Source organism: Nonomuraea purpurea (assembly GCF_042650645.1).
GTDB lineage: Bacteria > Actinomycetota > Actinomycetes > Streptosporangiales > Streptosporangiaceae > Nonomuraea > Nonomuraea purpurea.
In genome coordinates this window covers 328,037-343,047 of sequence record NZ_JBHSBI010000007.1, presented here as the reverse complement: position 1 = coordinate 343,047, position 15,011 = coordinate 328,037, and the positions used below count along the sequence as shown (strand labels likewise).

Annotated in this window: 12 protein-coding genes; 2 read left to right on the top strand and 10 right to left on the bottom strand. The window is 71.5% G+C overall.

All coding sequences use genetic code 11. The features are described from left to right. Positions 1-79 precede the first annotated feature (79 nt). Entirely contained in the window at positions 80-2,212 is a 2,133-nt protein-coding gene (locus ACFOY2_RS16865; protein ID WP_379528968.1) for a DEAD/DEAH box helicase, read from the top strand. A gap of 14 nt (positions 2,213-2,226) precedes the next feature. Here ACFOY2_RS16865 and ACFOY2_RS16860 read toward each other — a convergent pair whose 3' ends face one another. Beyond that, positions 2,227-3,546 (bottom strand): M28 family peptidase, encoded by a 1,320-nt coding sequence (locus ACFOY2_RS16860; protein WP_379528967.1) that lies wholly within the window; start codon positions 3,544-3,546, stop codon positions 2,227-2,229. A gap of 76 nt (positions 3,547-3,622) precedes the next feature. Between ACFOY2_RS16860 and ACFOY2_RS16855 the strand changes: the two genes are divergently transcribed. Then, on the top strand, positions 3,623-4,447 hold the full coding sequence (locus ACFOY2_RS16855; RefSeq protein WP_379528966.1) for an alpha/beta hydrolase family protein: 825 nt from the start codon (positions 3,623-3,625) through the stop codon (positions 4,445-4,447). Positions 4,448-4,529: 82 nt separating this feature from the next. On the opposite strand, the gene ACFOY2_RS16850 is transcribed toward ACFOY2_RS16855, so the two are convergent. From ACFOY2_RS16850 to ACFOY2_RS16810, 9 genes are all read right to left on the bottom strand, one after another. After that, a complete protein-coding gene (locus tag ACFOY2_RS16850) occupies positions 4,530-5,477 on the bottom strand; it encodes a phosphotriesterase family protein (RefSeq protein WP_379529014.1) in 948 nt (315 codons plus the stop codon). Continuing rightward, complete coding sequence (locus tag ACFOY2_RS16845) at positions 5,477-6,700, bottom strand: FAD-dependent oxidoreductase (protein WP_379528965.1); 1,224 nt, start codon at positions 6,698-6,700, stop codon at positions 5,477-5,479. The genes ACFOY2_RS16850 and ACFOY2_RS16845 overlap by 1 nt, the downstream gene beginning before the upstream one ends. Further along, positions 6,697-7,389, bottom strand: coding sequence for an SDR family NAD(P)-dependent oxidoreductase (locus ACFOY2_RS16840; protein WP_379528964.1), 693 nt, complete (start codon positions 7,387-7,389; stop codon positions 6,697-6,699). Before ACFOY2_RS16840 ends, ACFOY2_RS16845 begins: the two co-directional genes overlap by 4 nt. Continuing rightward, positions 7,386-8,150: a sugar isomerase domain-containing protein gene (locus tag ACFOY2_RS16835; RefSeq protein ID WP_379528963.1), complete on the bottom strand. Its 765-nt coding sequence runs from the start codon at positions 8,148-8,150 to the stop codon at positions 7,386-7,388. Before ACFOY2_RS16835 ends, ACFOY2_RS16840 begins: the two co-directional genes overlap by 4 nt. Then, positions 8,147-9,001, bottom strand: coding sequence for an ROK family protein (locus ACFOY2_RS16830; protein WP_379528962.1), 855 nt, complete (start codon positions 8,999-9,001; stop codon positions 8,147-8,149). Before ACFOY2_RS16830 ends, ACFOY2_RS16835 begins: the two co-directional genes overlap by 4 nt. After that, positions 8,998-11,103, bottom strand: a complete 2,106-nt coding sequence (locus tag ACFOY2_RS16825) for a GH36-type glycosyl hydrolase domain-containing protein (protein WP_379528961.1) — start codon at positions 11,101-11,103, stop codon at positions 8,998-9,000. The genes ACFOY2_RS16830 and ACFOY2_RS16825 overlap by 4 nt, the downstream gene beginning before the upstream one ends. Positions 11,104-11,202: 99 nt before the next feature. Next, on the bottom strand, positions 11,203-11,970 hold the full coding sequence (locus ACFOY2_RS16820) for a GntR family transcriptional regulator (RefSeq protein WP_379528960.1): 768 nt from the start codon (positions 11,968-11,970) through the stop codon (positions 11,203-11,205). A gap of 126 nt (positions 11,971-12,096) precedes the next feature. Continuing rightward, positions 12,097-13,161 carry a hypothetical protein gene (locus ACFOY2_RS16815; protein WP_379528959.1) on the bottom strand — a complete coding sequence of 355 codons (1,065 nt, stop codon included), beginning with the start codon at positions 13,159-13,161 and terminating at the stop codon, positions 12,097-12,099. Between the two features lie 116 nt (positions 13,162-13,277). Continuing rightward, positions 13,278-14,681, bottom strand: a complete 1,404-nt coding sequence (locus ACFOY2_RS16810) for a hypothetical protein (protein ID WP_379528958.1) — start codon at positions 14,679-14,681, stop codon at positions 13,278-13,280. Positions 14,682-15,011 lie beyond the last annotated feature (330 nt).

Genomic DNA, 15,011 nt, shown 5'->3' with positions numbered 1-15,011 from the left:
CCTCGCAATTACAACATGGTGACTCCCGCCGCAGATGTCCTCGGCGCCCGAGACCGGGCTTTACGGCATCCTTGGTTTGGTGGAACTCAGCGACGCCGACCGTCTTCTCGCCGACGCGCGGTCCCTGCTGGACGAGCACGCCACCGTGCACCGCCAGGTGGTGGCCGCGCTCGACGCCGTGCGGGTGGCGGCGGCGAAGGCGGGGCTGGAGTCGGTGCCGGTCTCGCGGCTGAAGGACGTGACCGACGGGCGGCTGCGCATCGGCGCGCTGGAGCAGGCCGGGTACACGACGGTCGCACGGGTGCTGGAGACCTCGCCGTACCAATTACAGTCACTGCCGGGGATCGGGGCGCGGACGGCAGGGCAGATCCACGCGGCGGCCCGTCAGATCGAGCAGGCGGCGGCAGAGGCGGCCGCCGTCCGCATCGACGTGGAGCGGCGCGACCGCCCGGCGAGCGACCTCGTGATCGCCCTGCACCGGCTGGTGCGCGTCGGCCCCGACCTGCCGCGCGCTCTGGAGGCCGCCCGCGACCTCGACCGGCGGCTCACACCGCTGCTGGCGGCGGCGCGGCCCGCGCGCAGCAGGTTGCGGATGCTGTTCACGCTGCCCGAGCGCCGCCGGCGGGCCCGCGCGGCGGTCGAGGAGATCGCCGGCCTGCTCGACGGCACCCAGGAAAGGCGGCTGCTGCTCGCGCAGGTCACCGTGGACCTGATGCGGCCGGCGGCGCGCGCGTTCGAGGCGTGGGCCGACTTCGAGTCACGCTCGCCCGAATACTTCGGCCTGCTCGCCGAGCTGGCCGGGGAGCCCGTCGGGACGGGCCAGGGGCTGCTGCCCGACGACCTGGCGGCCAAGGTCGCGGCGCAGCCGCTCGACGACGCCCGCCGCCGGGTGTCGCTCCGCGGCTACCAGGCGTTCGGCGCCCGCTTCTCGCTGGCCCAGGAGCGGGTCATCCTCGGCGACGAGATGGGGCTGGGCAAGTCGATCGAGGCCATCGCCGCGCTGGCGCACCTGGCGGCAGGCGGCGCCACACATTTCCTGGTCGCCTGCCCGACCAGCGTGCTGATCAACTGGGTGCGCGAGATCGAGTCACGCAGCACGCTGCGGGCCTGCCCGCTGCACGGCCCCGACCGGCTCGCCGCGCAGGAGGACTGGGTACGCGGCGGCGGCGTCGCGGTGGCCACCCTCGACGGCCTCCACCGGCTGGACGCCCAGGTCGAGGTCGCCATGCTGGTCGTGGACGAGGCCCACTACGTCAAGAACCCGGCGACCAAGCGCTCCAAGGCCGTCGCCTCCTGGTGCGGGCGCACCGCGCGGGTGTTGTTCCTGACCGGCACGCCGATGGAGAACCGGGTCGAGGAGTTCAGGACGCTGGTGTCGTACCTGCGGCCTGAGCTGGCCACCGGGCTGCGCAGCAGCGAGGTGGTGGCGGGGGCGCAGTCCTTCCGCAAGGCGGTCGCGCCCGTCTACCTGCGGCGCAACCAGGAGGACGTGCTCACGGAACTGCCCGAGCGGGTGGAGGCCGACGAATGGGTCGCCTTCAGCGGCTCCGATTTCGAGGCCTACCGGCGGGCCGTCGCCGCGGGCAACTTCATGGCCATGCGCCGCGCCGCCTACGCCGAGCCCGCCACCTCGGCCAAGCTCAAACGCCTGCTTGAGCTCGTCGAGGACGCCGAGGCCAACGGGCTCAAGGTGGTGGTCTTCTCCTACTTCCGCGCGGTGCTCGCCGCCGTGGGGGCGGCGCTGGACGGGCGGGCCCACGGGCCGCTGTCGGGCGAGGTCAGCGCGGTGCGGCGGCAGGAGATGGTGGACGCGTTCACGGTGGCCAAGGGGCACGCGGTGCTGCTCAGCCAGGTGCAGGCCGGCGGCGTCGGGCTCAACCTGCAGGCCGCGTCCGTGGTGATCATGTGCGAGCCGCAGGTCAAGCCGAGCATGGAGACCCAGGCCGTGGGCCGCGCCCACCGGCTGGGGCAGGTGCGCAGGGTGCAGGTGCACCGGCTGCTCACCGTGGACTCGGTCGACCAGCGCATGCTCGCCATCCTGGGCCGCAAGTCCGAACTCTTCGACGCCTACGCCCGGCGCAGCGACCTGGCCGAATCCTCGGCCGACGCGGTGGACGTGTCGGAGCAGTCGCTGGCCCGGCAGATCATCGAGGAGGAGCAGCGCCGCCTGCTGCCCGGCTCCGCGCCGGTCGAGCGGGACGGCGACTGGTGAACGGCAAGATCGTCCTAGAGATCGACCGAGGCGGTCCTGAGGTCGTCGGGGGTCCAACCGGCGGTGCCGGCCACGATCCTCACGGCCGCGCGGGCCAGCGGCTCCAGCCCCGCCACGTCGACCTTGTCGATCGTGTCCGCCGAGTCGAACAGGTACATCGGCGCCGACAGGAAGTGCACCAGCGGCACCCCTTCCGGGTGGAAGAACGCGCCGTCCGTCGGCGGCATCGGCGAGAACACGTCGGGGGGCAGGACGAACGAGCGCCGCAGGTCCTCCGCCTCCAGCGTCCGTTCGACCAGCCGTTCCAGCCGGGGCGCCCGTGTCGTGAACCACCAGCGCACCTCGGGGTCGTCGGTCGGCACGAGCGTGCCGTCCACCGGCTCGCAGCGGCGCGCGGCGTGCTCCAGGTGCAGTTCCAGCACGACGTCGGCGAGCTCGGAGCGGTGGCGGTCGATGAAGGCCCTGGTGCCCGCCGCGTGGGCCATGTGTCCGGAGGTGAGCAGGAACGTCAGGTTGTGGGGGCGTTCCCGCTCCGGGACGCGGGCCCAGTGGCGGGCGGTGGCCAGGACGAGAGCCAGGCCGGAGGCGTCCTCGACGGCCGAGGCCCAGGGGGCGTCGTGGTGGGAGGCGACGATGACCGTGTGGGGCGAGCCGCCCGGCAGCGTGGCGACCACGTTGTGCGTGGTCACCGTGTCGATCGCGGACCCGGCGATCAACTCGGCCTCGCACGGGAGGCGGGTGAGGAGCCGGCGGGCGTCCGTCCCCGACAACCACAGGGCGGGGATCGGGCGCTCGATCGCGTCGTAGGGCACGTAGTAGTCGCGGGTGTCCCAGGGCAGGCCGGTCAGCGCGCCGACGAAGCCTGCCGCGCCGGCGGCGAGGGCGGGCTCGACGACCTCCATCATCCGCGGGCCGAACGGGATCGTCTGGACGAGGGTGTCGAAAACGCCCTCGGGATCGTACGCGGAGGTCGCGAGCGTCTTGACGTACGACTGCGGCAACTCGGTGAAGGCGAGTTCGTCCACGACGATGTCGCCGGGCCGGGCGTCGGCGAGGCGGGCGACCCGGCCCCGCAGGCCGAGGGTCGGCGCGGTGTACGGCAGCGGCATCCCTGTCCACGAGGTGCCGTCGTCGAGGCGGAGCAGCCCGGCACCCGGCCGCCAGCGGCGTACCTCGACCGGTTCGAGCCTGACCTCCAGGCCGAACTCCTTCAGGCGCTGCGCCAGCCACCGCTCGGTCCACGCGTCCGCCGGGTAGCCGGGACGGCGGATGCCCCTGCCCACGACGGTCTCGATCCAGGCGAGCATCTCAGCGGCGGAAGGCAGGTGCTCCATGCCCACGATCCAACCATTGACATGTCCCCACTGTGAAGAGAAAGTTTCGGTCATCCGTACACATGCGGGAGGCCGTATGAAGCTCGTCGTCGCCGCCGTACTCTTCCTGGGGCTCCTGGCCGGCCCGGCCCAGGCCGCGGACACCATCGAGGCGCACTACAAGGTCGCGGGCCCGTGGACGGTCGCGACCGCCGACGCGCCCGGATACAAGCTCTACTACCCGGCCGATCTCGGCGCGGGCGGCGTCAAGCATCCGATCATCACCTGGGGCAACGGGACCGGCGCGGTGCCCACGCAGTACTCGGGGCTGCTCACCCAGTTCGCCTCCTGGGGGTTCGCCGTGGTCGCCTCCACCGACACCACGACGGGCACCGGGTCCGAGATGATCGACGCGGCCCAGTACCTCATCGCCAGGAACACCGACAGTTCCAGCGTCTTCTCCGGCAAACTCGACGTGACCAGGGTCGGGGCGGTCGGCCACTCCCAGGGAGCGGGCGGGGCGGTGAACACCGCCACCGAGTCCGGCGGCCTGATCGACACCGTGGTCCCCATCGCGCTGCCGGCGCCGATCTGGGTGAGCCCGGGTGACGCGTTCTCGGTGAGCCGGCTCACCTGCCCGGTGCTGTTCGTCAGCGGCGCCAACGACACGATCATCTCCCCGAACTCGGCGCTGCGGACGTACTACGGGCAGGTCCCGGGTGCGGCGGCCAAGGCGCTGCTCAAAGGCGCCGGCCACAACACGATCCAGGGCACGGGCGGCGGGTTCCTGGGGTACGTGACGGCGTGGCTGATGTACCGGCTCCAGGGCGATACGTATGCGCGGGACGCGTTCGCGGGATCGTCACCCGAACTCAACACCAACACGGCCTGGCAGCAGCAAACCCAGAAGAACCTCCCCTGACTCCCGCCGCCGACCACCCGCCGTCACCCGCGCGCGGGAGCGGGGCGACCAGCACCGCCGGGCCGGAGTCATGGCGGCGGGGTCAGCGGGGTGGGCGCAGGGCGAAGGCGGTGCGGGGGTTGGCGGTGAGCGCCGCCTTGGCGACGTCCCCCAGCCCCGCCGCCTCCAGCCTCGGTACGAACCGTTCCAGCAGGTACGTCAGCCCCGGCCCGCCCCCGAGCGCGGGCCAGTACGATCGCCGGGCCAGGTCCGTGCCGAACAGCAGCCGATCACCCAGCCCGCGCCCCGCCAGGTCGGCGACGAGGGTGATGACGTCGCTGTCCGGACCGTACTTGATCCGCCCGGGACGGTCGAAGGCCAGATAGGCGCCTCTTTCCGCTAGTGAGGCGAGATATCCGGCGTCGAGGTTGTGGTCGATGTGCCCGAGCACCACCCGCTCGCCCTCCACACCATGTCCGGCCAGCGCGTCCAGCAGTTCGTGCCCCATCGTGCCCTTGTCGCAGTGGGTGACGACCGGCACGCCGGTGCGCAGCGCGGCGGCGGCCACCGCGCCGATCAGCCGTTCCACCCCGCGCCCGAAGCAATGGTAGGAGGTCGCGACCTTGATGGCCCCCGCCCGCGCGGACGACCGTTTCACCAGCGGCCCGACCAGCCCGTACTCGTCCATGCCGAGCTCGATCTCGGCCACCAGCAGCTCCGCGATCTCCTCGGGCGCGTAGCGGTGCAGCCAGTGGGCGTCGCTGTAGTACGTGCTCTTGTGAAAGCCGGTCACCGCGATCACGTGCAGCCCGGTGCGCTCGGCCAGCGCCTTCATCAGCGACGGGCTACGGCCGAACCCCAGCGGCGTCATCTCCACCACCGCGGACAGCCCGAGCCGCCGGCCGGCGGCCACCTCGGCGACGGCCGCGTCCAGGGAGTCGAGCCGGTAGTCGGGTTCGTTGCGGACAGGCCAGTCACCGGTCATGAACAGGTGCTCATGCGCATAGGTGACGCCGATCTCCTCGACGTCCCCCAGCACGGTCCGAACCATCACAACAATGCCCCTTCCTCACGTAGCCGGGCGCGCAGCAGCTCCACGTCCACTGCCGCGGGCTCCACCCCCACCTGTACGGCCAGCGCCGCGGCCGTCCCGGCCGCCTGCCCCATCGCCATGCACTGCCCCATCGACCGGGCGGAGGCGTGGGCGTCGTGCGTGGCCGACAGGCACCGCCCGGCGACGATCAGCCCGTCGACGCCGGCGGGAAGCAGGCACCGGTACGGGATCCCGTAGGTCCCGAAGTCGTGCACGTACTCCCATCGGGTGCCCGATCCCGCGGCGTGGTCCTCGATGGGCGCGCCGCATCGGGCGATCGTGTCGGGGAAGTCCCTGCCGACTAACACATCCTCAGAAGTCAGGACGTATCGGCCGATGAGACGCCGGGATTCCCGCACGCCGATCCGCACCGACGTGCTCAGCAGCACCGCCGACTCGTATCCGGGCACCTTGGCCCGCAGGAAGCGGACGTACTCGCGTACCTGCGCACGTCCCTCGCGTTCTGCACGGGACAGCTCGAACGGGTCGGTCGGGTCGAGTCCGCTCACTCTGGTCAGGTTCGTGTGCACGATCCCGTCGTTGACGGTCCTGTGCACGGAGCCCTCCCGCCTGGGCAGGTCGGCGTCGGCCATGAGCGCGTGCAGCTCGGCCGTGCCGGTGGCCGACAGGTCCACCCCGCCGAGCCGGAACGTGGCCGTCATGGGCTGCGAATCCATGCTCGGGCGCTCCAGCGCGGCCCCGGCCCGCCAGGCCACCTCTCCGTCGCCGGTCGCGTCCACGACCACGCGGGCCTTGACCAGGAACCGGCCCGCCACGGTCTCCACCTCGACGCCGACGCCCGGCACATACGCGCACACCCGCGCGTGCAGCAGCACCTCGGCGTCCGAGGTGAGCTCGTCCCAGACGAGCTTGAGCTCCTCCGGCTCATACGTGACGCCGGTGCCCGCCCCGTAGGTGTTGGGTCGCTCGAAGGCGGCCCCGGCGGACAGGAGCCGCTCGCACACCTCCCAGCCGACGCCGCCGACGACCCGGCGCGAGACCGGGCCGGGGGCGTAGAAGCCGTAGAAGGTGTCGAGCACGGCCACGCCCGTGCCGCCGAGGAAGCCCGCGGGCTCCACCAGCAGGCACGACGCTCCGGACCGCGCCGCCGCGACGGCCGCCGCGCACCCCGCGCTGCCGCCGCCCGCGACGACCACGTCGCCTTCCCACGCAACGTTCATCGCAGATGCCACCCTCCGTCGACGGGAATGACCGCGCCCGTGGTCCGCCCCGACGACGGCGAGAGCAGCCACAACACGGCCTGCGCGACCTCCTCCGGCAGGCAGGGGCTCGCGCCGAGCGGCATCAGCGCGGGCATCCTGGCCCGGATGGAAGCCGACGATCGCGCACGAACGCTCATCGGTGTGGCCACGAGGCCGGCCGCGACCAGGTTGACCCGCACACCGCGCGGCGCGGCCTCGCGGGCGGCGGTTCTGATCAGCGGGATCAGCGCGCCCTTGGCCGAGGCGTAGGCCACCGTGCGGAAGTCGTCGTCGATCGACGTGCCGAGCGTGGAGCCGATCACCACGATCGACCCGCCGTCCTGCAGCGCGGGAATCGCCGCGCGCAGCAGCCGGAACACCGACTCGTGGTTGACCCGGTGCACCTCGTGCCAGGCCTCGTCGGTGCACTCGGCCACGCCGCCGTCGCCGAGCGACCTGCCGGACATGCCGACCGCGTGCACCACCCCGGCGATCCGCCCGTGCGCGGACGTGGCCTGGGCCAGCGCCTTCTCGATCCCGCCCGGCGCGGTGACGTCGATGCCGCCGGACAGGTCCACGCCGTGCACCGGCGTCCCGGACGCCTCGACCGCCGCCACGCAGGCGCGGCCGATGCCGCCGTCCGAGCCGGCCACCAGGACGGCGCTCATGCCTTCCTGAGCACGGCGCAGGCGCGGCGGGCGTGTTCGAGGTAGGCGGCCTCGAACAGCTCGTCGGAGCGGGAGCGGCCGACGAGCTTGGCGCTGGAGATGACCGGCGGCCTCCAGCCGCCCGCGACGAGCAGCTCGGCCGTGCGGACCTTGATCTCGTTGACGACGGAGACGGCGGCCAGCGTGCTGCCCGGGCCGACCGGCTCGGCCAGCCCCTCGACCTGGCACAGGGCGTCCCCGACCGGGGTGCACAGGTCGATCACGACGTCGGCGTGGTCGGCGAGCCTGGTGCCGCTGGGGTGTCCCGGCTCGACGGCCATGGTCTCGTTCATCGAGGTCACGGCCACCACGGACAGGCCCGCCTTGCGCAGGCCCATCGCCATCTCGATGGGCACGGCGTTGAGCCCGCTGACGCTGAACACGATGGCCGCGTCGCTCGGCCGCAGCTCGTAGTTGGCCAAGATGGCCTCGGCCAGCCCTTCGACGCGTTCGATGAACATGGCCTGCCGCATCCCGTTCGAGCCGGCCACCTGCGTGTAGAACGTCGTGGACAGCTCGACGATGGGGTGGAAGCCGGGATAGGAGCCGTAGCGGGGGAACATCTCCTCCACACCCATCCGCGAATGCCCGGTACCGAACGTGTGCACCACTCCTCCGCCGAGGATGGCGTCTGAGGTGATGCGGGCGGCCCCGGCGAGGGCGTCCTCCTGTGTCCGTTCGATCTCGCCGAGCAGCTCCATGGCGTGGCTTATCCACTTCATCCAGATCTCCTCCCGTAGAGTGCGGCGCCGATGGCCCCGGCCATCGGGCCGAGCACGGCGGGCAGCACCGTGATGTCGCCGGTCATCGGTCGTCTTCGTGCGAGTTCGGCGTCCAGGGCGAGGCGCATGAGGTCGAGCGCGCCGGACACGCCGCCGCCCACGACCGCCGAGCCGACGCCGAAGAACGCGGCCGCGTCCCCCAGCCCGACGCCGAGCGCCCAGCCGGCCCGCTCGAACGCCCGGGCCGCCCGCCCGTCACCCGCCCTGGCCGCCTCGGCGACCTGCGCCGCCGTGCCCGAGCCGAAGGCCCGCACGATGCCCGGCCCTGCGGCGAAGGTCTCCACGCAGCCCCTGTTGCCGCAGCAGCAGGCCGGCCCCCAGGGGTCGACCGTGACGTGCCCGATCTCGCCGAGGTTGTCGCGCGGCCCGACGAGCACGGCTCCGCGCAGCGCCACCGCCCCGCCCACGCCGGTGCCGAGCACCGCGAACAGCACGTCGGCCAGTCCTCGGGCCGCGCCCAGTTCCAGCTCGGCGAGCGCGAACGCGCGGGCGTCGTTGACGACGGCGACGGGGACCCCGGCCAGCGCGCGCAGCCGGGCGCCCACGGGGTAGCCGTCCCAGTCACCCGGAGGATTGGGGACGAACAGGGCGGTTCCGCTCTCGCGGTCCACGTGCCCGGGAAGCCCGATCCCGATGGAGCCGGCGTCCTCGGCCAGCGAGGCCACCAGTCGCACCGTCTCCTCCGGCCCCGGCGGCGTGGGGACGGTGCCGGAGCCGGCGACCGCGTCCCCGTCCACCACCACCCATTTCGTGTACGTGCCGCCGACGTCGATCCCGAGCAGGCGGGTCACGAACCGACCTCCAGCACCCGGGAGGCGAAGCGGGCGCCGCCGCGCGGGCGTCTGAAGGGCTCGACGCCGAGCAGCCGCAGGTAGGCCAGCAGCGGCTGGGAGTGGCTGTGCAGGTTCGCGACGGGGTAGGCCTGCATGGCGACGCCCACGTCGGCCAGGTCCCACGTGCGTCCTGGGCGGCCGGTCTCGGGGGCCAGGTAGGCGTCGGGGCCTGACAACGTGCCCTCCCAGATGTCCGGGTAGGCGGCCGTGTGCGCGGCCAGCGTCATCCGCCGCCACCAGTCCCAGGCCAGCTCGGGCAGGTGTTCCGCGGCGGCCCACACCAGCGTCATGTTGATCGCGTACCAGATCGTGCCGACCCCGCCGGGGCCGTAGCCGTCGCCCGGGGGCCAGCGCAGCCGGGCGCCCAAAGGGGACTCGGCCGCACAGGTGCGCTCGATCGTCCGCAACAGCTCCACGGCCCGCTCAGGCGGGGCGGCTCCGCACAGAACCGCCCAAGGCTGCACCTCCAGCCACAGGTCATCGTCGCCGACGACCGCTCCAGGCCCGTACGCGCGGCGGTACCAGCGGCCGTTCCACTCCCCCGCGACCAGTTCGCGCAGTTCCTCGCCCAGTTTGCGGGCCTCGGCGGCGGTCGCGGCGTCGCCGAGCCGCTCGGCCAGCCTCGCGTAGCGCGGCAGGACCCAGGCGGCCATGGCGGAGTTCAGGACGGACTCGCCCTCGGCGATCATCACCTCGCGGGGCACGCCGCTCTCGGAGACGGCCAGGTCGTTCCAGTCGGCGTTGAGTATGCGCAGGTGTCCGTGCTCGCCCCGTCCGATCACGTCGGCGAGGAATCGGAACTGTCTGCGCAGGTTCTCCTGCAGCGGCGTCTCGGGGGCCTCGTGAATCGGGTGGTACGGGACGTTCGCCCGGAAGGCGGCCTCGTCACCGGTCGCGCTCAGGTACTCGGCGGCCAGCCACAGGGCCCACAGGTTCTGGTCCGACGGACGGAACAGGTCGGTCCATGGTTTCTTGTCGGGTCCGAGCGCATAAGGCAGGTCGCCGTCGGGTCCGCCCCATGCGCACGTGTTGCGCAGCACCGACAGGGCCAGGTCGGGCTCGATGTAGACGAGCGGGAGCGCGTGCTGGAGAGGGTCGCGGGCGGCGCCGTTGAAGCCGTGCCTGAAGGAGTAGCAGGAGCCCTGGTCGAGCGTGTGGCCGCCGAGCACGCCGTCGGCGCAGGCCGCGCCGGTGAGCAGGGCGGCGTGCCAGGGGATCTCCCGCTCGGCCTCGGGCGCCTGGGCGGCGCAGGCACGCGGCAGCCGGGCGCGCAGGCCCTCCAGGCTTCGCTCGAACAGCGCGCCGAGGTCGGTCCCCTCGGGTAAGGGGTCGAGCAGGCCGCAGCGGAAGTCCAGCACCCGCTCACCACCCGCCCCCAGCTCAAAGGCCACCTCCACCCGAAGCGCCCCCGCCGCTGTCACCTCGTCGAACCGCGCGGAGGCCGCACCCATCGCCTGCGCGTGGCCGGACTCCACCTGGCTGAGGCGTACGGTGGGTTTGCCTGTCGCCTCCGCCCGGCCGGACCGCGTCCAGGGCGGGCCGATCAGTTCCAGCTCCAGCCCGGGATCCTCGGTGTCCACGGCGCCGGTGATGAGCTCGGCCCTGGCCGCTCTGGTCGCCCACTCCTCGGTGAGCGTCAGCCGTACCGGTGTGTCGAGCAGGTTGCGGACCCGGAGCCGGATGAGTACCCACGGCTGCTCGCCCTCAGGGCACAGGACCGTGCGTTCCAGTGCCACCCGCTCATCGGCAACCCGGACAATCGCATACGTGGGCCCAAAGACCCGCTCAGATCCCGAAATATCAGTGGAAAGCCCGCCGATCCGGGTCACCCCGGTGCCACGCGTCAGCCACGACAACCCCGTGTGCTCGTCGAACAGATCGCTCAGCCCGTAGTTGTCCGACACCAGCGTGATCCGCCGGTTGCCCATGTGCGCGACGTGCCGCCGCGTAGGCGGGTCCAGCACGGGATCCCACTCGGCGCGCGAATCCCGCTCCTGGTCCAGCGTGTACGCGAACGCGGGCAGCCCGTGCACCGTCGTCCATTCCCCATAGGCGCTCATTTCCGCATCCCTCCCAAGGTCAGCCCCGCGACAGGAACGTCAGCGTGGCGGGGGTTCCGAGCACGTCACCACGGATGCTCGACCTCCCGAGACGGGCGTTCACTGACCCATGAGGGCGTTCTTGGCGTCGTTGAGCTCCACGGAGAACACGGTGAGATCACCGCGCGCGTGGCGAATGGTGTATTCCAGGGCGATCCCGCTCTCGGTGCACGTGCTGCGGGCCGTGGCCAGCAGCGCGGCGGCCATGGGCACGCGCAGCAGTTCGGCGAGCCGGTAGTCGGCGTTGACCGCGCCGATCGTCTCCCTGCCGCTCGCGGGGGTGAGGCCGTACTTGGTGCGCAGCAGGTCGTACAGGGAGCCGGTGAGGTCCTCGTCCAGGATGCCGGGAACCAGCTCGACCGGCAGGTGGGCGCTCTCGACCATGCAGGGCACGCCGTCGAGCAGGCGCAGCAGCAGCCCGAAGACGACCTCATGGCCCTCCTGGACGCCGAGCGCGACGGCGACACCGGGCTCGGCCCGCTGGACATGGGCGCTGAGCAACTGCGTCGTGGGCTTCCTGCCCAGCCTGGCCATCGTCTCGGTGAACCCGACCGGCCGCGACCCCAGCTCCGGCACCACGGCCAGCGGCGCGGTGTAGGTGCCGCTCCCCTGCCTGGCGACCAGCAGCCCCTCCTGCACCAGGTCGCCGATCGCCCGCCGGGCCGTCGCCCTGCTCACTCCCGCGTAGGCCATCAGGTCCTTTTCCGCGGGAATCAGGGTGTTCGGCTCGCAGTCGCGGATGACCGCGCGCAGGCGCTCGCGCAACTGGTAGTAGAGCGGCACGGCGGCTGACGGGTCGAGCGACAACCTGCGTTCCCAGTCGGTCATACGTCTCCGCTCAGTTGTACGGACGACCGTATCTTTTCTGGTTCAACGAGAACGTGTCAACCATTCCGATCGTGGGCTTTTGAGCGCGGCGACCGGTTTCCCAGGGCGATCGGCTCTTGGGCGGGGTCAGCCGATCGCGTCGGAGAGGCGGCGGGCTTCGTCGGCCCAGCCGGTGAGGAACAGCATGGCGGCGCCGCGCTCGCGGAAGAGGCGGACGGCGTCCACGGCATCCTGGCCGCCGTACGCCCTGGGCCGGCGGTCGATGTGCCGCAGCAGCCACGGCACCAGCCAGTCGTACTTGACGGCCGAGGCGCAGACGGCGAGCCGAACCTGGCGCTCGTCTCCGCGCCAACCGGCCTCCCGCAGCCCGCGGACGTACCCGCCGAAAACGGCCGCGTCCAGGTCGGGCAGCCGGGCGGCGGGGACGTACAGGTCGAAGACGCTGTCCGGGATGTGGTTGCCGATGTCCTCACCCAGCGCCCCATCACCCACGAAAGCCCAGTCGAGCAGTACGCTCTCGCCGTCCGCGTCGATCGCGTTGCTGGGCCACAGATCGAGGTGGCACAGCGTGCGAGGCAGCGACTCCATGACGCTCAGCAGCCAGTCGCGGTCGCGATGCAGCCGCAGCAACTCGGCCCGCAGCCCGGGCGGGAAGTTCTCGCTGATCAGGGGGTGCCGCCAGGCGTCGTCGTCCTCCAGCGACTCGTACGGCACGCGCTTGGAGTCCACGTAGTCCCGCAGGAACGATCGGCTCGTCCAGCCCCGCTCCCCCCGCGCCGCGCCGCCCTGAGCCAGGCCGAGCTGGTAGCCGAGCAGCCCGTGCCGGTCGAGCTCCCAGGAGGTGGCCGGTCGCCCGGCCACGTCCTCGATCCACAGCGCCAGGTCGCCGTCCGCCCGTTCGACCAGCTCCAGCAGCCGGGGCGCGCGCACGCCGCTGCCCGACCACCGCGCGGGCAGGTCGTCGGCGTAGACGTCGGCTTCTCTGCGCCAGTAGTTCCAGTGCCGGGGGTCGGTGGAGGGCTCCCATCCCTCGTGCCCGTTCTTCCGCTTGGTGAGCACTTTGAGGACAGCCGAGCGGTCCTGCGTGCGAACCCGCCAGATGCCCGCGGTCACACCGTTGAGCGCGTTGTGTGTCAGGGGCTCCGTCATGACCGCCGGGCCGCCGAGCACCTGGATGATCTCTTCCTCCATGCCCTGACCATAGCCAGCTCGGGCACCAGGCCGCTCCGCCCTCCGAGAACCGTCAACGCGGCCAAAGGGAGGCCCCTGTCCGCCGATCAGGGAACGGACAGGGGCCTGGAGAAGCGTCAGGCGGCGCCGAACAGCTTCCGCATGATGGTCAGAACCTCTTCCCTGCTGTCCAGGGTGATGGGGACTTCCTGGTTGCGGAGCTCGTACACCGCGCCGTAGGAGTGCTGCACCACCGGCGTGAAAGCCAGGGACCTGATCACGTTGCCGACTCCCCCGGTGTAATGATCGGCGTCGTTGTTCGTGCAGTCGGTGTAGGCGCGGGCGGCCCGGTCGATCCGGGTGGACAGGAGTCCGCCGTCCTCTCCCAGGACGGCGTTCTTGAGCCCGGTGATCTCCATGTCCAGGACCTTCCCGCCGTCGCGACCCCGCTTCTGCGTCTGGGCCAGGGCCTGCGCCGGTCCCAGCGCGCCTGAATCCGGGACCATCGTTTCCTGGGTGCGGGCGACGTCGAGGGCGGTGAAGTCGCAGCTGTTCCAGACCAGTTGGGCCATGGCCGCGGCGGCGTTGGTGAGGTTCGTCCGCAGGGCGGTGAAGTACACGTTGTCGATGGGGCGTTTGGCAAGGGCCATGACGTATTCGCGACGTCGTGATTTGGGGAAGAAGCGCTGCATGTTCTTGTCGGCGGTCTGGCCGAAGGTGGCCGCGTAACGCCGCATCGTCGTCGCCATCGCATCGTTGACGATCATGAGCATGATGAGGCCGACGGTCTCCTTGGAAAGGATCACGCCCGGGACGCCGGCGATGGGGGTGGCGAGCTTGATCAGTTCCTGCAGCAGGTTCTCCGCGTTGGCAGTGGCGGACTGCCCGACGATCTGCGTGTACCTGGCCTTCTGCATGACGCCCATCGTGTCGGCCACGAAATCGACGTCGTCGCCCGTTTCAACCTTCTTTCCCGGCAGGTATTTGGACGCGTTCAGCAGGCAGATCCGGCGGATGGTGTCGACTTTCGAGTACTGTACGGTGATTTGCGCCGCGCCATTGGCGTCGCCGCTGGGCGCGTAAACGAAAAGGCCGGTTGGGCCGGGCGGATATATGTCGTGATCCGCACCGGGGGCGAGGACGATGTAGTCGTTCGGGTGGTTCGCCCGCACCGTCGCGATGGCGTTGCGCAGTTGCTGGCGCAGGGCGACGACGCTGGCGACGTCGTCGCGCATGTTCGCCATCATCGTCTCGACGGTCAGGCCGTTGACCCGGTGCCCCTCGACGATCCATTCCGAGGTGATGGTGTCGTTGGTGAGCCGGACCCGTCCGGCCTGCAGAACCTCGTGGTCGGTGCTGCGCTGCGCGCCCAGCCAGCCGACGTTCGCGGGGTTGACGGCATAGACGCCGATCGTCTGCCCGCCGACCGGGATCGTCGCGACCGGCGCGACCGCGGCGCCTGGATTGACGTTTCCGGGAAAGGACAGCAGTGTGGTCTGGATGGAATCCTCGGTGAACTCGAGGCCGCCGTAAACGCTCAATTTCCCCACCCCTCCGTGCTGTGTCCGCCGATGCGGATCAAATGTCGCGCGCACCCGGGCGCAGGAGGCCCCGGGAGGGCTGAAACCGCGCGAATTGCCGCCTTATGGTACTCCCGGATTTCGACCTTGCCCAGGGTCCAATTTCCCACCACAATTCACAATTCTGACATTTCCTCGCCAAACGGTAATTTCTCGTCATCCCCAGCCGAAACAGACGAATGTGGCGGCGGGCTCCGCCGCGGACGCCGCCGCCGGCGCGTTCGGCCGGGCTCGCCCTCCCCGGCGCAGACGCCGATCCGGATCGCCTGGGAGCACCACCGCCCGCATCTG